Source organism: Pseudarthrobacter sp. MEB009, assembly GCF_030208875.1.
Classification (GTDB): domain Bacteria; phylum Actinomycetota; class Actinomycetes; order Actinomycetales; family Micrococcaceae; genus Arthrobacter.
In genome coordinates, this window is record NZ_JARVTC010000007.1 from 95,651 (window position 1) to 115,401 (window position 19,751).

At 63.9% G+C, this 19,751-nt stretch carries 17 protein-coding genes; 16 read left to right on the forward strand and 1 reads right to left on the reverse strand.

Annotation, left to right across the window (positions count from 1 at the left end):
* Nucleotides 1–58 precede the first annotated feature (58 nt).
* The 7 genes from QRN07_RS06320 to QRN07_RS06350 all read left to right on the forward strand — a co-directional run bounded on the left by QRN07_RS06320 (nt 59) and on the right by QRN07_RS06350 (nt 13,185).
* Nucleotides 59–3,958: a DNA-directed RNA polymerase subunit beta' gene (locus tag QRN07_RS06320; protein ID WP_050684400.1), complete on the forward strand. Its 3,900-nt coding sequence runs from the start codon at nt 59–61 to the stop codon at nt 3,956–3,958.
* A 339-nt stretch (nt 3,959–4,297) separates the two neighbouring features.
* Nucleotides 4,298–4,672, forward strand: a complete 375-nt coding sequence (rpsL, locus tag QRN07_RS06325) for a 30S ribosomal protein S12 (protein ID WP_011692814.1) — start codon at nt 4,298–4,300, stop codon at nt 4,670–4,672.
* Between the two features lies 1 nt (nt 4,673).
* Nucleotides 4,674–5,144 carry a 30S ribosomal protein S7 gene (gene rpsG / locus QRN07_RS06330; RefSeq protein ID WP_026531948.1) on the forward strand — a complete coding sequence of 157 codons (471 nt, stop codon included), beginning with the start codon at nt 4,674–4,676 and terminating at the stop codon, nt 5,142–5,144.
* A 69-nt stretch (nt 5,145–5,213) separates the two neighbouring features.
* Complete coding sequence (gene fusA / locus QRN07_RS06335) at nt 5,214–7,328, forward strand: elongation factor G (RefSeq protein ID WP_050684399.1); 2,115 nt, start codon at nt 5,214–5,216, stop codon at nt 7,326–7,328.
* A gap of 247 nt (nt 7,329–7,575) precedes the next feature.
* Entirely contained in the window at nt 7,576–8,766 is a 1,191-nt protein-coding gene (tuf, locus tag QRN07_RS06340) for an elongation factor Tu (RefSeq protein ID WP_050684398.1), read from the forward strand.
* A 148-nt stretch (nt 8,767–8,914) separates the two neighbouring features.
* On the forward strand, nt 8,915–13,030 hold the full coding sequence (locus QRN07_RS06345) for a hypothetical protein (protein WP_285240647.1): 4,116 nt from the start codon (nt 8,915–8,917) through the stop codon (nt 13,028–13,030).
* Nucleotides 13,031–13,059: 29 nt separating this feature from the next.
* Nucleotides 13,060–13,185, forward strand: coding sequence for a hypothetical protein (locus tag QRN07_RS06350; RefSeq protein WP_268760258.1), 126 nt, complete (start codon nt 13,060–13,062; stop codon nt 13,183–13,185).
* A gap of 21 nt (nt 13,186–13,206) precedes the next feature.
* Here the strand turns inward: QRN07_RS06350 and QRN07_RS06355 are convergent, their stop codons facing one another.
* Entirely contained in the window at nt 13,207–14,631 is a 1,425-nt protein-coding gene (locus QRN07_RS06355) for a GH1 family beta-glucosidase (protein ID WP_285240648.1), read from the reverse strand.
* Between the two features lie 397 nt (nt 14,632–15,028).
* Here QRN07_RS06355 and rpsJ point away from each other — a divergent pair, with 397 nt between their 5' ends.
* From rpsJ to rplP, 9 genes are read left to right on the forward strand one after another with little or no spacing between them, the layout of a single operon-like run.
* Nucleotides 15,029–15,337 (forward strand): 30S ribosomal protein S10, encoded by a 309-nt coding sequence (gene rpsJ, locus QRN07_RS06360; RefSeq protein ID WP_003803825.1) that lies wholly within the window; start codon nt 15,029–15,031, stop codon nt 15,335–15,337.
* Between the two features lie 17 nt (nt 15,338–15,354).
* Entirely contained in the window at nt 15,355–16,005 is a 651-nt protein-coding gene (rplC, locus tag QRN07_RS06365) for a 50S ribosomal protein L3 (RefSeq protein ID WP_050684396.1), read from the forward strand.
* A gap of 4 nt (nt 16,006–16,009) precedes the next feature.
* Nucleotides 16,010–16,633: a 50S ribosomal protein L4 gene (gene rplD, locus QRN07_RS06370; protein ID WP_285240649.1), complete on the forward strand. Its 624-nt coding sequence runs from the start codon at nt 16,010–16,012 to the stop codon at nt 16,631–16,633.
* Nucleotides 16,630–16,935, forward strand: a complete 306-nt coding sequence (gene rplW, locus QRN07_RS06375; RefSeq protein ID WP_018773664.1) for a 50S ribosomal protein L23 — start codon at nt 16,630–16,632, stop codon at nt 16,933–16,935. The genes rplD and rplW overlap by 4 nt, the downstream gene beginning before the upstream one ends.
* 29 nt (nt 16,936–16,964) lie before the next feature.
* On the forward strand, nt 16,965–17,804 hold the full coding sequence (gene rplB / locus QRN07_RS06380) for a 50S ribosomal protein L2 (RefSeq protein ID WP_050684394.1): 840 nt from the start codon (nt 16,965–16,967) through the stop codon (nt 17,802–17,804).
* A gap of 12 nt (nt 17,805–17,816) precedes the next feature.
* Nucleotides 17,817–18,098, forward strand: coding sequence for a 30S ribosomal protein S19 (gene rpsS / locus QRN07_RS06385; RefSeq protein WP_003803803.1), 282 nt, complete (start codon nt 17,817–17,819; stop codon nt 18,096–18,098).
* Between the two features lie 38 nt (nt 18,099–18,136).
* Nucleotides 18,137–18,502, forward strand: a complete 366-nt coding sequence (gene rplV, locus QRN07_RS06390) for a 50S ribosomal protein L22 (RefSeq protein WP_009358304.1) — start codon at nt 18,137–18,139, stop codon at nt 18,500–18,502.
* Nucleotides 18,503–19,333: a 30S ribosomal protein S3 gene (rpsC, locus tag QRN07_RS06395; protein WP_050684393.1), complete on the forward strand. Its 831-nt coding sequence runs from the start codon at nt 18,503–18,505 to the stop codon at nt 19,331–19,333.
* Complete coding sequence (gene rplP / locus QRN07_RS06400) at nt 19,334–19,750, forward strand: 50S ribosomal protein L16 (protein ID WP_013601829.1); 417 nt, start codon at nt 19,334–19,336, stop codon at nt 19,748–19,750. It begins immediately after the preceding gene.
* The last annotated feature ends 1 nt before the right edge of the window (nt 19,751 follow it).

Sequence of the window (19,751 nt, forward strand, 5' to 3'; positions counted from 1 at the left end):
CCCTCTTCGCGTAGCCCAAGACTTCAGAATTCAGAGAACAAGAGAGAACAGGGACCATATGTCCAGCGAATCCTCCTTCGGCCTCATGCAGATCGGCCTCGCCACCGCGGAAGACATCCGTGGTTGGTCATACGGCGAGGTTAAGAAGCCGGAAACCATCAACTACCGCACGCTCAAGCCTGAGAAGGACGGACTCTTCTGCGAGAAGATCTTCGGCCCGTCCCGGGACTGGGAGTGCTACTGCGGCAAGTACAAGCGCGTCCGCTTCAAGGGCATCATCTGCGAGCGGTGTGGCGTTGAAGTCACCCGCGCGAAGGTCCGCCGCGAGCGTATGGGCCACATTGAGCTCGCCGCGCCCGTCACGCACATCTGGTACTTCAAGGGTGTTCCGTCACGCCTTGGCTACCTCCTTGACCTGGCACCGAAGGACCTCGAAAAGGTCATCTACTTCGCCGCCTACATGATCACCAGCGTCGACGAGGCTGCCCGCCACGAGGAACTGCCCAACCTGCAGGTTGAGCACGACATCGAGAAGAAGCAGCTCATCGACAACCGCGACTCCGACATCGCGGCGATCGCCCGCGACCTCGAAGGCGAAATCGCCCGCCTTGAGGGCGAAGGCGCCAAGGCTGCCGACAAAAAGAAGGCCCGCGACTCCGCCGACCGCCAGATGGCGAACGTGCGTAAGCGTGCCGACGCCGACATCGAACGCCTCGAGCAGGTCTGGGACCGGTTCAAGAACCTCAAGGTCGCTGACCTCGAAGGTGACGAAGGCCTGTACCGCGAGCTGCGCGACCGCTACGGCATGTACTTCGAAGGCTCCATGGGTGCCGAAGCCATCAAGAAGCGTCTTGAGAACTTCGACATGCAGGCCGAGTCGGACCTGCTGCGCGACATCATTGCCAACGGCAAGGGCCAGCGCAAGACCCGTGCCCTCAAGCGCCTGAAGGTGGTCAACGCGTTCCTGACCACCAACAACAGCCCGCTTGGCATGGTCCTGGACGCCGTCCCGGTGATCCCGCCGGAACTGCGCCCCATGGTCCAGCTGGACGGTGGCCGCTTTGCGACCTCCGACCTCAACGACCTCTACCGGCGTGTGATCAACCGCAACAACCGCCTCAAGCGCCTGCTCGACCTGGGTGCTCCGGAGATCATCGTCAACAACGAGAAGCGCATGCTTCAGGAAGCTGTTGACAGCCTCTTCGACAACGGCCGCCGCGGCCGTCCCGTCACGGGTCCGGGCAACCGTCCGCTGAAGTCCCTGAGCGACATGCTCAAGGGCAAGCAGGGCCGGTTCCGCCAGAACCTCCTCGGCAAGCGTGTTGACTACTCCGGCCGTTCGGTCATCGTGGTGGGCCCGCAGCTGAAGCTGCACCAGTGTGGCCTGCCCAAGCAGATGGCACTGGAGCTCTTCAAGCCGTTCGTGATGAAGCGCCTGGTTGACCTCAACCACGCCCAGAACATCAAGTCGGCCAAGCGGATGGTGGAGCGTTACCGCCCGCAGGTCTGGGACGTCCTGGAAGAGATCATCACTGAACACCCGGTGCTGCTCAACCGTGCACCCACCCTGCACCGCCTCGGCATCCAGGCGTTCGAGCCCCAGCTTGTTGAAGGTAAGGCAATCCAGCTGCACCCGCTGGTTTGTGGCGCCTTCAACGCCGACTTCGACGGCGACCAGATGGCAGTGCACCTGCCGCTGAGCCCCGAGGCGCAGGCTGAGGCCCGCATCCTGATGCTGTCCTCCAACAACATCCTCAAGCCCTCCGACGGCCGTCCCGTGACCCTGCCTTCGCAGGACATGATCATCGGTCTGTACCACCTGACCACCAAGCGTGTCGGTTCAGCCGGCGAAGGCCGGATCTTCGGTTCCGTGGCGGAAGCCATCATGGCTTACGACCTGCGTGACCTGCACCTGAACTCCAAGGTCAAGATCCGCCTCGAAGGCTTTGTGCCCTACGCAGGCTGGGAAGCTCCCGAAGGCTGGGAGCCGGGTCAGACCGCACTGGTGGAAACCTCACTGGGACAGGTCATCTTCAACGAGACCCTGCCCGAGGACTACCCGTGGGTTGAGGATGTTGCGGACAAGGGCGAACTGTCCCGGATCGTCAACGACCTCGCCGAGCGCTACCCCAAGGTCGTCACCGCGGCAACGCTGGACAACCTGAAGGATGCCGGTTTCTACTGGGCAACCCGCTCGGGCGTCACCGTGGCCATCTCCGACATTGAGGTGCCCAAGGACAAGCCGAAGATCCTTGCCGGCTACGAGGAGCGCGCCGCCAAGATCCAGGGCCAGTACGACAAGGGCCTGATCGACGACGACGAGCGCCGCCAGGAACTGATCGAAATCTGGAACAAGGCCACCAACGAAATCGCCCAGGCGATGCGTGACAGCCTGTCCCCGATGAACACGATCAACCGCATGGTGTCCTCCGGTGCACGTGGTAACTGGATGCAGGTCCGTCAGATCGCGGGTATCCGTGGCCTGGTGGCCAACCCTAAGGGTGAGATCATCCCGCGTCCCATCAAGTCCTCCTACCGTGAGGGCCTGTCGGTGCTGGAATACTTCATCGCCACCCACGGTGCACGTAAGGGCCTGGCTGACACCGCGCTGCGTACCGCCAACTCGGGTTACCTGACCCGGCGCCTGGTGGACGTCTCGCAGGACGTCATCGTCCGCGAAGAGGACTGCGGCACCGAGCGCGGCCTGGTCACGGCAATCGCCGTCGCCGACGCCAACGGTGAACTGGTCCTCGACGAGAACGTTGAGAACAGCGCCTACGCCCGGACCCTGGCCGTCGACGTCGTCGATGACAAGGGCACCGTCCTGGCAGCTGCCGGCACCGACTGCGGCGACGTTGTTATTGCCGAGCTCTTCGCAGCCGGCATCACCGAGGTCAAGGTCCGCTCCGTACTCACCTGTGAGTCCAGCGTCGGCACCTGCGCCCTGTGCTACGGCCGCTCGCTGGCCACGGGCAAGACCGTGGACATCGGCGAAGCCGTGGGCATCATCGCCGCACAGTCCATCGGTGAGCCCGGCACGCAGCTGACCATGCGTACGTTCCACACCGGTGGTGCTGTCTCCGCCGGTGGTGGCGACGACATCACCCAGGGCCTGCCCCGTATCCAGGAGCTGTTCGAAGCCCGCACTCCGAAGGGTGTCGCACCGATTGCAGAAGCAGCCGGCCGCATCACCATTGAAGAGTCCGAGCGCCAGATGCGCCTGGTCATCACGCCCGACGACGGAACCGAAGACATCGCTTACCCGGTGCTTCGCCGTTCACGGCTCCTGATCGAAGACGGCGACCATGTCACGGTTGGCCAGAAGCTGATCAACGGACCGGTTGACCCCAAGCAGGTCCTGCGCATCATGGGTCCGCGTGCCGCGCAGAAGTTCCTTGTGGACGAAGTGCAGGGCGTTTACCTCAGCCAGGGCATTGGCATCCACGACAAGCACGTGGAAGTCATTGTCCGGCAGATGCTGCGGCGCGTCACGGTCATCGAGTCCGGCGAATCGGATCTGCTGCCCGGCGAGCTCGCCGAGCGCAGCCGCTTCGAAGACGCCAACCGCCGTGTTGTGTCCGAGGGCAAGACACCGGCTTCCGGCCGTCCTGAGCTCATGGGCATCACCAAGGCCTCCCTGGCCACCGAGTCCTGGCTGTCCGCAGCTTCCTTCCAGGAAACCACCCGCGTCCTGACGCAGGCGGCCATGGAAGGCAAGAGCGACCCGCTGCTCGGCCTCAAGGAGAACGTCATCATCGGTAAGCTGATCCCGGCCGGCACGGGTCTCCCGCGCTACACCGAGGTCACCGTGGAGCCCACTGAAGAAGCAAAGGCCAACCTGTTCACCGGCCCCAGCGCATTCAGTGACTTCTCGTACGACACCCTGGGCGGCGACGGAGCTCCTGAGTTCCACGCCATCCCGCTGGATGACTACGACCTGGGCAGCGACTTCCGCTGACCACTGGTCCCTGAGTAGGAAGACCCCGTCCCCACACCGTGGGGGCGGGGTCTTCCCCGTATACACCGGATTAAGGCCCCAGGTCCATACGTGTTAGACTTTTCGTAATTGTTCTGTGTGGCAGTGGATGAAGGCCGCCGCAGCATCATTTTGGTTTTGTTCTCATGATGCTGGGTGGAGCTTGTTTCCGGGTTGCGGGCTAAGTGCGCAACGAATGCCACGCTTTTGCACGCCTACGCAAGTTTTCATGGGCGCAGCTGCAGGAACAACGCCAAAACCCCGACTTCCAGGCTGGCGCCTGGTCCCGGGGTAGAGATCAAACCAACGGAGAACACGAGAGTGCCTACGATTAACCAGCTGGTCCGCAAGGGCCGCACGCCGAAGGTCAAAAAGACCAAGGCCCCCGCGCTGAACGGCAGCCCGATGCGCCGCGGTGTCTGCACCCGCGTTTACACCACCACCCCGAAGAAGCCGAACTCGGCTCTCCGTAAGGTTGCACGTGTGCGCCTCAACGGTGGCGTGGAAGTAACCGCCTACATCCCCGGTGTTGGCCACAACCTGCAGGAGCACTCCATTGTGCTCGTTCGCGGTGGTCGCGTTAAGGACCTCCCCGGTGTCCGCTACAAGATCGTCCGTGGCGCCCTCGATACCCAGGGTGTGAAGAACCGTAAGCAGGCACGCAGCCGTTACGGCGCAAAGATGGAGAAGAAGTAATATGCCTCGCAAGGGTCCGGCCCCCAAGCGGCCGCTCGTACTAGATCCCGTTTACGGCTCCCCGCTGGTTACCCAGCTCATCAACAAGGTACTCGTTGACGGCAAGAAGTCCACGGCAGAGCGCATCGTCTACGGTGCACTCGAAGGCGCACGCGCCAAGTCCGGTGGCGACCCCGTAGCAGCCCTCAAGAAGGCCATGGACAACGTCAAGCCTTCACTCGAGGTCCGCTCACGCCGCGTCGGTGGCGCAACGTACCAGGTTCCGGTTGAGGTCAAGCCGGGCCGCTCCACCGCACTCGCCCTGCGTTGGCTGGTTGGCTACTCCAAGGCCCGCCGCGAAAAGACGATGACCGAGCGCCTCCAGAACGAAATCCTGGATGCCTCGAACGGTCTCGGTGCCGCTGTGAAGCGCCGCGAAGATACCCACAAGATGGCCGAGTCCAACAAGGCCTTCGCCCACTACCGCTGGTAATACTTCCCGATCGCCGCCGGCTCAACCGAGCCGGCGGCGAACGTGCAGTCCATCCGAAAGGGAGACACCGTGGCACAGGACGTGCTTACCGACCTTAGTAAGGTCCGCAACATCGGCATCATGGCCCACATTGATGCCGGCAAGACCACCACCACCGAGCGCATCCTGTTTTACACGGGTGTGAACCACAAGATCGGCGAAACGCACGACGGCGCTTCGACGACTGACTGGATGGAACAGGAAAAGGAACGCGGCATCACCATCACGTCTGCCGCCGTGACCTGCTTCTGGGAAAACAACCAGATCAACATCATCGACACCCCCGGCCACGTTGACTTCACCGTTGAGGTTGAGCGCTCCCTGCGCGTCCTCGACGGCGCCGTTGCCGTCTTCGATGGCAAGGAAGGCGTGGAGCCGCAGTCCGAGACTGTTTGGCGCCAGGCCGACAAGTACAACGTCCCGCGTATCTGCTTCGTCAACAAGATGGACAAGCTGGGCGCTGACTTCTACTTCACCGTGGACACGATTGTTAACCGCCTCGGCGCCAAGCCGCTGGTTATGCAGCTGCCCATCGGTGCGGAGAACGACTTCATCGGCGTTGTTGACCTGCTCTACATGCGTGCCCTCGTATGGCCCGGCGACTCCAAGGGTGACGTCACCATGGGTGCCAAGTACGAGATCCAGGAGATCCCGGCTGACCTCCAGGCGAAGGCTGAAGAGTACCGCGCAGCACTCGTTGAAGCTGTTGCCGAGTCCTCCGAAGAACTCATGGAGAAGTACCTCGAAGGCGAAGAGATCTCGATTGACGAGCTCAAGGCCGGCATCCGCAAGATGACCATCAACTCCGAGCTGTACCCCGTGTTCTGTGGCTCCGCCTTCAAGAACCGTGGCGTCCAGCCGATGCTCGATGCTGTCATCGACTACCTGCCGAACCCGCTCGACGTCCCGCCGATGATCGGTCACGATCCCCGCGACGAAGAGAAGGAACTGACCCGCAAGCCGTCTTCCGAAGAGCCGTTCTCGGCCCTGGCGTTCAAGATTGCCGCGCACCCGTTCTTCGGCCAGCTCACCTTCGTCCGCGTGTACTCCGGTCACGTGGAAGCAGGCGCCCAGGTGGTCAACTCCACCAAGGGCAAGAAGGAGCGCATCGGCAAGCTGTTCCAGATGCACGCCAACAAGGAAATGCCCGTTGATGGCGCTACCGCTGGCCACATCTACGCAGCGATCGGCTTGAAGGACACCACCACGGGTGACACCCTGTGTGATTCCGCCAACCAGATCGTCCTCGAGTCCATGAGCTTCCCGGAGCCCGTGATCTCGGTTGCCATCGAGCCCAACACCAAGGGTGACCAGGAGAAGCTCTCCACGGCCATCCAGAAGCTCTCCGCCGAGGACCCCACCTTCCAGGTGTCCCTCAACGAAGACACGGGCCAGACCATCATCGCCGGCATGGGCGAGCTCCACCTGGACATCCTGGTGGACCGCATGCGCCGCGAATTCAAGGTCGAGGCAAACGTTGGCAAGCCGCAGGTTGCCTACCGCGAAACCATCAAGAATGTTGTTGCGCGTCACGACTACACGCACAAGAAGCAGACCGGTGGTTCGGGCCAGTTCGCAAAGATCCAGATCGCCATCGGGCCCCTGGATACTTCCGAAGGCGAGCTGTACGAGTTCGAGAACAAGGTGACCGGTGGACGTATTCCTCGCGAATACATTCCGTCCGTCGACGCCGGCATCCAGGATGCGCTGAACGACGGCGTCCTGGCCGGTTACCCGGTTGTTGGCATCAAGGCAACGCTGATTGACGGCGCTTACCACGATGTTGACTCCTCGGAAATGGCGTTCAAGATCGCCGGCCGGATGGCTTTCAAGGAAGCCGCCCGCAAGGCGAACCCTGTCCTGCTCGAACCGCTGATGGATGTCGAGGTCCGCACCCCTGAGGAATACATGGGTGAAGTTATCGGTGACCTCAACTCCCGCCGTGGCCAGATGCAGTCCATGGAAGATGCACAGGGTGTCAAGGTCATCCGTGCGCACGTCCCGCTGTCCGGCATGTTCGGCTACATCGGTGACCTGCGTTCAAAGACCCAGGGCCGCGCTGTGTACTCCATGACGTTCCACAGCTACGCCGAGGTCCCGAAGGCATTCGCCGACGAGATCATCCAGAAGAACCGCGGCGAATAGTCCTCCGGGACAAGACGCAGCAAACAAACTCGGATGTGCTTCCGCCAGCGGAAAGTACAGCCGGTGCAGGTGGCCGGAAGGTCCCGGCCGCTCCGGCCATCTGCACGAACAGGCTCTAGGGACTAGTATTAGTTCCTGAATCTGCAATTTCACCAATCCAAAGCCCCCCAAGTAGACTTACCTGAGTTTCTGCCGCGATCAGCGCGGTTGAAGGGTAAGTCATTTGAAAACGTTCTAGGAGGAACCTGTGGCAAAGGCAAAGTTCGAGCGGACTAAGCCGCACGTTAACATCGGCACCATTGGTCACGTTGACCACGGTAAGACGACGTTGACGGCCGCCATTTCCAAGGTGCTGTACGACAAGTACCCGACTCTCAACGAGCAGCGCGACTTCGCGTCGATTGACTCTGCTCCCGAAGAGCGTCAGCGCGGCATTACCATCAACATCTCCCACGTTGAATACCAGACCGAAAAGCGCCACTACGCACACGTAGACGCTCCGGGTCACGCTGACTACATCAAGAACATGATCACCGGTGCTGCACAGATGGACGGTGCAATCCTCGTGGTTGCCGCCACTGACGGCCCGATGGCTCAGACCCGCGAGCACGTCCTGCTCGCCCGCCAGGTTGGCGTTCCCTACCTGCTGGTTGCTCTGAACAAGTCGGACATGGTTGACGACGAAGAACTGCTGGACCTCGTTGAAATGGAAGTTCGTGAGCTGCTTTCCGCTCAGGGCTTCGATGGCGACGACGCTCCCGTTGTTCGCGTTTCCGGCCTGAAGGCACTCGAAGGCGACCCCGTTTGGGTCAAGTCCGTCGAGGACCTCATGGAAGCCGTTGACGAGTCCGTTCCGGACCCCGTACGTGACCGTGACAAGCCGTTCCTCATGCCTATCGAGGACGTCTTCACCATCACCGGCCGTGGCACCGTTGTTACGGGCCGCGCCGAGCGTGGCACCCTCGCCATCAACTCCGAGGTCGAGATCGTCGGCATCCGTCCGGTCCAGAAGACCACGGTTACCGGTATCGAGATGTTCCACAAGCAGCTCGACGAAGCATGGGCCGGCGAGAACTGTGGCCTCCTGCTCCGCGGTCTGAAGCGCGACGATGTCGAGCGTGGCCAGGTTGTCGTCAAGCCGGGTTCCATCACCCCGCACACCGACTTCGAAGCCAACGTCTACATCCTCTCCAAGGACGAAGGCGGGCGTCACAACCCGTTCTACTCCAACTACCGCCCGCAGTTCTACTTCCGCACCACGGACGTAACCGGCGTTATCACCCTGCCCGAGGGCACGGAAATGGTTATGCCCGGCGATAACACTGAGATGACCGTTGCGCTCATCCAGCCCATCGCCATGGAAGAGGGCCTCGGCTTCGCTATCCGCGAAGGCGGCCGCACCGTTGGTTCAGGACGCGTTACCAAGATCAACAAGTAGTCTTTGCTGATTACTGGCCGGAAGGGCTTATGGCCCGGATGACCGCTGGGAAACCCCGCTGCTGTGCAGCGGGGTTTTCCTTTGCTACTATTTATCCAGTCATTGGATAAATAGTAGCGCCACAACGCTGCCCGGAAAGGCCATGGACATGACGGACGAATCCTACGAGGCCGGATACCGGGCCGGACACCTGCAGGGCTGGCTCGATGCCATGGCCAGGGTGGCCGCGGAACCACCGGCGCCAGCATCGTCAACAGCCAGGCCGACGCCGGTGGCCCCGCGTGCTGAGCCACTGGGACCGCCTGCCGTCCCTACTCCGCCGCTGGCACCTGTGCAGGAAGTGTTTGGGGCGGCGCAGAAACCGTGGGCGCCCACCCGGCAGCCCCTGCTGCAACCGGCACTGTTGCAGCCGGCCCGGCAGCAGCTGGCCGAACCCGCCCACGCCACACCCGCGCAGCCGCTTGCCGTTCCGCCGTCGGTCCCTATGCATGGAACTGCCGTGCCCGTAGAAACCGAAGCCGAGCGCCAGGCGCGGCGGGCCCGCCGCGACCGGCAGAACATCAACATCACGCTTTACGTGGCCAGCCTGCTCCTGGTGGCTGCGGCTGCCCTCTTTATTGGTACCGGCCTGCCGCCCATGCTCCGGTTCGCCGGAGTCTGCGCCGTGGCCGCAGCCTTCTACGTCGCGGGATTTGTCCTGCATGCCAAAGTGGCACGGCTCAAACCTGCGGCGGTCGCCTTTACCGGCACGGGGCTGGCGCTGGTGCCGGTGACCGGGCTGGCGATGTACAACTTCGTCTGGAGCGACGGCCCGGCGGCCTGGCTCGTCACCTCCCTGGTGGGAACGGCCGCCTACGTTGCGGCGTCGGTGCGGCTGGAGAGCAGGGTTCTGGCCTACCTTTCGCTGACGTTCCTGATCTCGACGGCCTGGTCCGGCACCGCTGTGCTCGGCGCAGCCCTGGTCTGGTACTTTGTGGTCCTCATCGCGGTGTCCATTGGCTTTACCGTGCTCTCCCTGGGCAGGCCCGGCTGGCTCCCGCCGCTGTATGTGCAGCCCCTGGCCGTCCTGCATCCGGTGCTGGTTCCGGCCGTGGCACTGGTTGTCACCTGCATCCCGGGCCTGATCTCCGCGTCCGAATACGCGGGGGTCATCGGACTGTGCGGTGTGTACTTCGTCGGCATTGCAGCCGTCCGCAGCAGCACGCAACGGGTCCTGCACTACTTCGCCGCTCGGGCAGCCCTGACAGCGGGGTTGTCCGTGGGCGTCGCGGAGCTGACCGGGCACGGCCGTGACGGTCTGCTGGCGGCGGTTGTCCTTCTGGCGGCCCAGTCCATCGCGGTGGCGTACGGCATGCCGGTCCTCGCGAAGTGGTTCCCCTCCGCCCCTGTGACGGACGAAGAGCGACAGGTCCAGCCACAGATCCAGGCCCAACCGCAGGTTCCGCCCCGGGTCCGGGGCAGGTGGCGCTTTGATGCACTGGGAACATTTGCCGTCCAGGTACTGGCCACAGGCATCTTTGCCGTGGCCGTGGAGTTTTCCCGGCAGGGCCAGGGCGGCGTCCCGCTTTGGGTCCCGGTGCTTATCCTCCTCGCCACCAGCATGGTAATCGCTGCCAGGCTGGGCGGCAGGGCCGAATATGCCCCCTATGCCGCCCTGCTGCTGGCAGGACTGGCCGCGCCCGTTATGGGGGCGTGGCCGCTGGCCTTGATGCTGCTCCTGGCCGGCGCCGGCTGGCTGGCCAGAATGCGCCCGGGAATCGCGACGCCGGCAACTGTCCCGTTGCTGCTGTTCAACGCCAGGTTGGCACTCACCGCCGCCGCACCCGCTGTTGCAGCCGCCGTCACGGATGGCAGCGCGCAACGGCCTGCCATCCTGGCGGCACTCCTCGTTGCCGTGGTCCTCCAGCAGCTGCTGTCGGTATGGGTGATGGTCCGGAGCCGGCCCGCGCTGGCGCCGGAGGCAACGTTGATGGGCTTTGTACTCGCCGGAGTTGCCTGCAGTGTTGTGCTGGCCTGGACGGAGCCGGCGCCGCTGGCCACCGCGGGCCTGTTCCTGCAGCTGGCGGCTGCGGTGGCCGTGGGCCTGTTCCTGCTGCCGCGGAACCCATCGGCCGGCCGGTGGAGCGCAAGCGTGGGGGAGGTGCTGCCCCCGGCGGCAGCCGCCGTGCTGGTTCTGACCGCCTTCAGTGAGCTCCCCGACGCCGTGGCCAACGCTGCGTTGCTCCTGCTGACCGCCTACTTCCTGGTCGCCGCACGCCGGCTGCCGGGACGTGGGCACCGCTGGACCTATTGGTGGCTGGCGCGTGCCGCCGGTACCGTCCTGGTCCTGACGGGCCTGGCCCAGTACGCGCCCGGCGCGGTCCAGCCGGCCGTTGTCCTGGTCCTCGTCCTGGCGGCGCAGCTGGTGTTCCCGCTGGGTGCCGCCATCCTCGGCCGGGCGCCCCGTGGCGTCCTTGCAGACACTGAAGCGGTGGTGTTCCTGCAGTTGGCAGCCAGTGCCATGCTGGCGCCGGCGCTGTCCACTGGAACCTGGCACAACACGGCGGTCCTTGCCGCCACTGCGCTGTCTGCTGCCGCCGCCGGGTACGTGCTCCGCGAACGCCGGGCCGCCGTCGTTATTGCCCCTGCCGCGGTTGTGGCCCTTGCCGTGCTTTCCGCCGGGAATCCCGCCTACGCGGAAATCCTCCTCGCCGTCTTTGGCGTGTTCGCTGCGGCCATGGTGGTGGCAGCGCCCCAGCCTGTCCGCAAGGGCTGGTACTTTGTTGCCGCCAGGGTGTCTGCTGCGGCGCTGGCCGTGGTGTTCAGTTACGACGCCGGCGCCTCGCCCACCGCAGTCTCCCTCACGTTCGCGGGGGTCCTGGCAGCCCAGCACGGGGTGCGCTGGGCGATGCGGCACCGCCTGGCGGCCGTTCCGTTCCAGCAGGCCGCGGTGTGGATCACCCTGGCCGGGCAGGCCATCCTGCCCGTGGTTTTCTCGCTGCGGAACGTTTCCGGTCCCGGGGCGGCCGACGCCGGACGGTGGGTTGTGCTCCTGGAACTGGCACTGCTGCTGGTTTCCGCGGTGGTGGCCAGCCGGCTGTTCGCGGCCCGCGGCGCACTCTACTTCGGAGTCTTCGCGCTGCTGGCCCTGGCCCTTTCGCTGGGACCGGTTGTCCGCCTGACGCCGCCGCCGTTCCTGACGTATACGGGCACGCTGCTGGTCCTGATGGGCCTGGCGGTTGCGGCGTGCGCCGCAGGGGTGTGGCGGCGCGGGCGCCCGCAGGAGTCCGCGGCCGATCGCTGGCTTTGGGTTGCAGCTGCCGGCGCCTTCGCGGTGACGGCCCTGTCCCTGTCGCCCCTGGCCATGGACTGGGCGCCCGGCGCCGCTGTGCTGGTGGTCGCGGCAACCTGTTTCACTGTCTCCCACGTGGAGCGGATCCCAGTCCTGTATCCGGTGGCTGCGGCAGCGGTGCTGGCCGGAGCCGGCCTGCTGTCGCTGGCCGTTTTCCCGCCCCCGGTTGGCGTGTGGGGAAGCTACTGGCCGTGGCTTGCCGGAACGGGCCTGGCTGCTGTGGGCCTTTACGGGGCCCGCTGGCTCCCGGGTGTGCTTTCGGCGCTGGACCCGGTCCGCCGTTGGTCCCTCGTGGGCGGCGCCCTGGTGGGCCTCGCCGGCGTTGCGGCCCAGGGGCTGCGTGCCGACGCGACATCCTGGACCGGCGCAGCTGTCCTGGCGGCAGGCGTCGGCATCACTGTGGTGGAGGTGCCGGCCAGATGGCGGCGGGCCACGGCGGAGCTGGGCGCGGTGGCAGTGCTGGCAGGCATCCAGCGGGCCTCGATCTTCAGCCTTGACACCCGCAGCTTCGCCGGGCTGCCCGACCTATTCTGGGTGGTGCAGTGGTACGTGCTGCTGGGCGCCGCGGTGGCGGTGCTGCGGTACCTGGCGGGGCAGGCCGCCGTGGGCCGGACTGTTTTGTCAGTGGCGGCCGGGCTGCTGACATTGAGCGGGCTGGGCATAGTCTTCGGCGGCAACGGCGGCCAGCAGCTTTGGGTGCTGGTGCTCCTGGCGGGGCTGCTGCTGGCCGGGCTGGCTTTTGGTGAACGGCTGTTCGTGTGGTGGGGTGCCGCCGGGGTTGCCGCGTGCGTCCTGTGGGCCATGCGCCAGTACACGTTCGCGCTGCTGGCGCTGATCGCGGTCGGACTCATTGCCTTCGCTGTATGGCGCCTGAACCGCAGCACCGGTACCGGGCCTGAAGCAGGGGACGGAGCGTCGGGCAACGCCCCCTGATACTGTTGCAGCATCGAAGGGAGTTCATCATGGGATGGCTTATTTTCCTCATTGTCGCCGTTGCCGTAGTGGCAGGCGTGTTTTGGGCCAAAAAGCATTTCCGCCAGGAAATCGACCGGGCAAAGCGGATCAACCGGGCCAACAAAAACCAGTAACTGCCCCGCTGGAAGGCCGGTTCAGGCCTGCCGGGCCCGCGCCAGGGCCTGGTACCAATAGAACGACTGTTTGGGCGTCCGTTCCTGGGTGTCGAAGTCCACGTGGACCAGGCCGAAACGCTGCGAATAACCGGCAGCCCATTCGAAGTTGTCCATCAGCGTCCAGACGTAGTAGCCGCGGAGGTCCACACCCTCCGCGGGTCCGCCCGGCGCCACGGCCGCCAGCGCCGCGCCCAGGTGATCGGCCAAATAGGTGACCCGCTCGGTATCCTGCAGTGTGCCGGTCACGTTGGCGGGCTCCGGGAAGCTGGCACCGCCCTCCGTGATGAACACCGGGGGGAGCGAGGCGCCGTAGCGGTCACGGAAGTCCCGCAGCAGGATGCCCAGGTGCTGCGGCGCCACCGGCCAGCCAAAGCCGGTGCTCTTGTATTCGGGGTAGCCCACATCGTGGAAGGGCATCCTGGCCACCGCTTCCGGCAGGTCCGGCGGCCCGGCGGGCCCCCGCCCCAGGGCCACCCTGACCGGGAAATAGTAGTTCAGGCCGTAGAAGTCCAAGGGCTGATGGATGGTGCGCAGGTCGGCGTCGGAGACCCTGCCGAGGGACCGCAGCCACGGCCTGGCGTAGAACGGCAGGCGGGGATAGCGGCCCAACAGCACCGGATCGGCGTACATCCTGTTCATCAGCAGGTCATACATGTGGGCCACCAGCCGGTCGCCGGGCTTGCCGCTGGCGGGCCGCACGGGAGCGTGGAGGTTGGTGATCCCCACATCGCCTGCGACGCCGGCGGCGCGGAGGGCCTGCACCCCCAGCCCGTGGGCCAGGAGTTGATGGTGGATGGCGGGCAGCGCATCAAAGAGGAGTGCGCGGCCCGGAGCATGGACGCCCAGGGCGTATCCGTTAAGCGTCACTGACAACGGTTCGTTCAGGGTGACCCATTGCGCCACGCGGTCGCCGAACCGGGCGGCGGCCGCCGCGGCATAATCGGCGAAACGGCCGGCGGTGTCTCGGTTGAGCCAGCCGCCGCTGTGCTCAAGCGGCAGGGGAGTGTCCCAGTGGTAGAGGGTGGCCATGGGCGAGATACCTGCCGCGAGGAGGCTGTTGATCAGGCGGTCGTAGAAATCCAGGCCTTCAGCGTTGAAGCCGCCACGGCCATCAGGCTGGATCCGGGGCCAGGACAGCGAAAACCGGTACGAGTCCACGCCGAGGTCCTGGAGCAGGGCAACGTCCTGGGGGAGGCGGTTGTAGTGGTCGCAGGCCACTGCCGGGGAATCGCCCGCAACGATGGCGCCGGGCTTCTCCGCGAACGCATCCCAGCCGGACGGGCCACGGCCGTCAGCACTCAGGGAGCCCTCGATCTGGAACGCCGCCGCCGCCACTCCCAACGTGAACGACGGCGGGATGCGGCCTGCGAGCTCCGTCGCCGATTCCGTGCTTTCGAGCGTCATGGACCAATCATCCACACGGACCCAGTGCAGGGCAATGGGCCGCGCAGGGGGCCGGTAAGGCCCGATTCGCATCTGGCGCCCGTTTCCGGCATACTAGATGAGTTGTTCAAGCGCTTCTTCGTGTCCCGATCCGGATAATGCCGGGTGCCAGGGTCCAGGTGGAAGCCCAAACATAACCCACCCCCATGGAATTGCGGATTTGTATGCGTCCAAAGCGCGACACGCCCGACCGCGGGGGTCGGTTACGCCGGCAAGGTGAGGAACCCGGATTCGTCCGGATTCAGTTTGTGCGGCGGGTGGTGGTTACGACTTTGAATGCTTCGGCAGCCACACAACGGGTAAGTGAACAGAGCAGCCCCAATCAGGGGAAGCACAGACTGAAAGAGAGTCAGGCGACATGGCGGGACAAAAAATCCGCATCCGGCTGAAGTCATACGACCACGAGGTCATTGACGTTTCAGCACGGAAGATCGTTGAGACGGTCACGCGCGCAGGCGCAACGGTTGTTGGCCCCGTGCCGCTTCCGACGGAGAAGAACGTGTACTGCGTTATCCGCTCTCCGCACAAGTACAAAGACAGCCGCGAGCACTTTGAAATGCGCACGCACAAGCGTCTTATCGACATCATCGATCCCACGCCCAAGGCTGTCGACTCGCTTATGCGCCTCGACCTGCCGGCCGACGTGAACATCGAAATCAAGCTGTAGGGAGGTGCTGAGAGACTATGACCGCAACCCGTAACGTAAAGGGCCTGCTGGGCACGAAGCTCGGCATGACCCAGGTCTGGGACGAGAACAACAAGCTCATCCCCGTCACTGTGGTCCAGGCAGACTCAAACGTCATCACCCAGCTGCGCAACGCAGAAGTTGATGGCTACGTCGCCGTTCAGATCGGCTACGGCCAGATCGATCCCCGCAAGGTCACCAAGCCGCTGGCTGGTCACTTTGAAAAGGCAGGCGTCACGCCTCGCCGCCACGTCGTCGAACTCCGTACCGCAGATGCTGCTGAGTACGCGCTTGGCCAGGAGCTCTCAGTAGAGGTCTTCGAAGCCGGACAGAAGATCGACGTCATCGGCACCACCAAGGGTAAGGGCTTCGCCGGTGTTATGAAGCGTCACGGCTTCCACGGCGTTGGAGCTTCCCACGGTGCCCACAAGAACCACCGTAAGCCCGGTTCAATCGGTGGCGCATCCACCCCGAGCCGCGTCTTCAAGGGCATGAAAATGGCCGGCCGCATGGGCGCCGTGCGTCACACCACTCTGAACCTCACGGTTCACGGTGTTGACGCCGAGAAGTCGCTGCTCCTGATCAAGGGCGCCGTTCCCGGCGCCCGCGGCCAGGTCGTCTTCGTACGCACCGCCGTGAAGGGAGCCTAGTTCAATGGCTAACACTGTCCAGGTTGACCTGCCTGCAGAGATCTTCGACGTACAGACCAACGTGCCGCTGCTGCACCAGGTCGTCGTTGCACAGCTCGCTGCTGCTCGCCAGGGTACCCACAAGACCAAGACCCGCGCTGAAGTTTCCGGTGCAGGACGCAAGCCGTTCAAGCAGAAGGGCACCGGCCGCGCCCGTCAGGGTTCAATCCGTGCTCCGCACATGACCGGCGGTGGCGTTGTCCACGGTCCCACACCGCGTGACTACAGCCAGCGCACCCCCAAGAAGATGATTGCTGCTGCACTGCGCGGCGCACTCTCCGACCGGGCACGCAACAGCCGTATCCACGTTGTCGCTGAACTGGTTGAAGGCACCAAGCCTTCCGCCAAGTCTGCTTTGGCAGCACTGCGCGGCGTTTCCGAGCGCAAAAACCTGCTGGTTGTCATCGAGCGCGCCAACGACGTTGCTGCACTTTCCGTGCGCAACCTCGAAGGTGTTCACGTTCTGTACGCAGACCAGCTGAACACCTACGACGTTCTCGTCTCCGATGACGTTGTCTTCACCAAGGCTGCTTACGACGCATTCGTTGCCGGCAAGGCAGTGGCAAAGAACGAGGAGGATGCCAAGTGAGTGCAGCCACCATCAAGGATCCCCGCGACGTAGTGCTTGCACCCGTCGTGTCGGAAAAGAGCTACGGCCTGATCGATGAGGGAAAGTACACCTTCCTGGTGGACCCCCGCTCGAACAAGACCGAGATCAAGCTGGCCGTGGAGAAAATCTTCTCCGTCAAGGTCGAATCGATCAACACCATCAACCGTGCCGGTAAGCGCAAGCGCACCAAATTCGGATGGGGTACCCGCAAGAACACCAAGCGTGCAATTGTGAGCCTCAAAGAAGGCACTATCGACATCTTCGGCGGTCCGCTTTCGTAGCGGAGACCACTTTAACGAGGAAATAAATTATGGGAATCCGTAAATACAAGCCGACTACCCCGGGCCGTCGTGGCTCGAGCGTAGCGGACTTCACCGAAATCACGCGGTCAACGCCGGAAAAGTCGTTGGTACGTCCCCTCCCGAAAAAGGGCGGCCGTAACAACACCGGTAAGATCACCACCCGTCACAAGGGTGGTGGCCACAAGCGCCAGTACCGTCTGATCGACTTCCGTCGCCACGACAAGGACGGCGTCAACGCCCGCGTTGCCGAAATCGAGTACGATCCGAACCGCACGGCTCGCATCGCCCTCCTGCACTACGTTGATGGCACCAAGCGTTACATCATCGCCCCCAACAAGCTCTCCCAGGGTGACGTTGTTGAGGCAGGTGCCGGTGCTGACATCAAGCCCGGTAACAACCTGCCCCTCCTCAACATCCCGGTGGGTACCGTAATCCACGCAGTTGAACTGCGTCCGGGTGGCGGAGCCAAGATGGGCCGCTCCGCCGGCGCATCGATCCAGCTTGTTGCAAAGGAAGGCCGTTTCGCCCAGCTGCGTCTGCCTTCCGGCGAAATCCGCAACGTTGACGTGCGCTGCCGCGCAACCGTCGGCGAGGTCGGCAACGCCGAGCAGTCGAACATCAACTGGGGCAAGGCCGGCCGCATGCGCTGGAAGGGCGTCCGCCCGACCGTCCGTGGTGTCGCCATGAACCCGGTTGACCACCCGCACGGTGGTGGCGAGGGCAAGACGTCCGGTGGACGTAACCCCGTCAACCCGAACGGTAAGCGTGAAGGCCGCACCCGCCGCCCCAACAAAGAGAGCGACAAGCTTATTGTTCGTCGCCGTCGTACTGGCAAGAACAAGCGATAGGAGCCTGGACACATGCCACGCAGCCTGAAAAAAGGTCCTTTCGTTGACCAGCACCTCTTTGTGAAGGTAGCCAGGGAAAACGAAAAGGGCACCAAGAACGTCATCAAGACCTGGTCCCGCCGTTCGATGATCATCCCCGACATGCTCGGGCACACGATCGCCGTACACGACGGACGCAAGCACATCCCCGTGTTTGTCACTGAGTCGATGGTCGGGCACAAGCTCGGCGAATTCGCTCCCACGCGGACATTCCGCGGCCATGTCAAGGACGACCGTAAGGGCAAGCGCCGCTAGGCGCCTGCACTTACGTCAAAGACGAGAGAAGGAAAGCAATGGAAGCCAAGGCAATTGCGCGCCACATCCGCGTAACGCCTATGAAGGCCCGGCGCGTCGTCAACCTTGTTCGTGGTTTGCAAGCGAATGAGGCTCTGGCAATTCTGAAGTTTGCCCCCCAGGCAGCTTCGGAGCCGGTATTCAAGGTAGTACAGTCGGCAATCTCCAACGCCCGGGTCCTCGCGGACCGCGACGGCGTTGCGTTTGACGAAGGCGACCTCATCATCAGCGAGGCGTTTGTTGATGAAGGCCCGACCATGAAGCGGTTCCAGCCGCGTGCCCAGGGTCGTGCATTTCAGATCAAGAAGCGCACCAGCCACATCACCGTGGTTGTCGCTACCCCTGAGAAAGAGGAGGCTCGCTAAGTGGGACAGAAAGTAAACCCGCATGGGTTCCGACTCGGCATCACCACCGATCACGTATCGCACTGGTTCGCTGACAGCACCAAGGCCGGCCAGCGGTACAAGGACTTCGTTCGCGAAGACATCCGCATCCGCCAGCTGATGTCCACGGGCATGGAGCGCGCCGGTATCGCCAAGGTTGAGATCGAGCGCACCCGTGACCGTGTCCGCGTGGACATCCACACGGCACGTCCCGGCATCGTCATCGGCCGCCGTGGAGCAGAAGCAGACCGCATCCGCGGCGAGCTTGAGAAGCTCACCGGCAAGCAGGTCCAGCTGAACATCCTCGAGGTCAAGAACCCCGAGATGGAAGCCCAGCTTGTTGCCCAGGGTGTTGCAGAGCAGCTGACCTCACGTGTGGCTTTCCGCCGCGCGATGAAGAAGGCCATGCAGTCCGCACAGCGTGCCGGTGCCAAGGGCATCCGGATCGCCTGCTCGGGCCGCCTGGGTGGCGCTGAAATGTCCCGCTCGGAGTTCTACCGCGAAGGCCGTGTGCCCCTGCACACCCTCCGCGCGAACATCGACTATGGCTTCTACGAAGCCAAGACCACCTTCGGCCGCATCGGCGTGAAGGTCTGGATCTACAAGGGCGACGTCACTGCCAAGGAACTGGCCCAGCAGGCCGCTTCCGCACCGTCCCGCGGCCGCTCCGGCGACCGTCCGGGCCGTCCCGGTGGCGCTGACCGTGGTGACCGCCGCCGTCGTAACGACCGTCCGGCCGCCGACGCAGCTCCTGCTGCAGAGGCACCGGCAGTTGAGGCTGCACCCGCTGCAGTAGAAGGAGGACAGGCTTAAATGCTTATCCCACGTCGAGTCAAGCACCGTAAGCAGCACCACCCGGGTCGTTCCGGCGCTGCTACGGGCGGCACCAAGGTCTCCTTCGGTGAGTACGGCATCCAGGCACTGAGCCCGGCATACGTCACCAACCGTCAGATCGAGTCTGCACGTATCGCGATGACCCGCCACATCAAGCGTGGCGGCAAGGTCTGGATCAACATCTACCCGGACCGTCCCCTCACCAAGAAGCCCGCCGAAACCCGCATGGGTTCCGGTAAGGGTTCACCGGAATGGTGGGTCGCAAACGTCAAGCCGGGCCGGGTTCTCTTTGAGATCTCCGGCGTCGAAGAATCGGTAGCACGCGAGGCCCTGCGCCTGGCAATCCACAAGCTCCCGTTGAAGGCACGCATTCTGCGTCGCGAAGGTGGTGAATAGA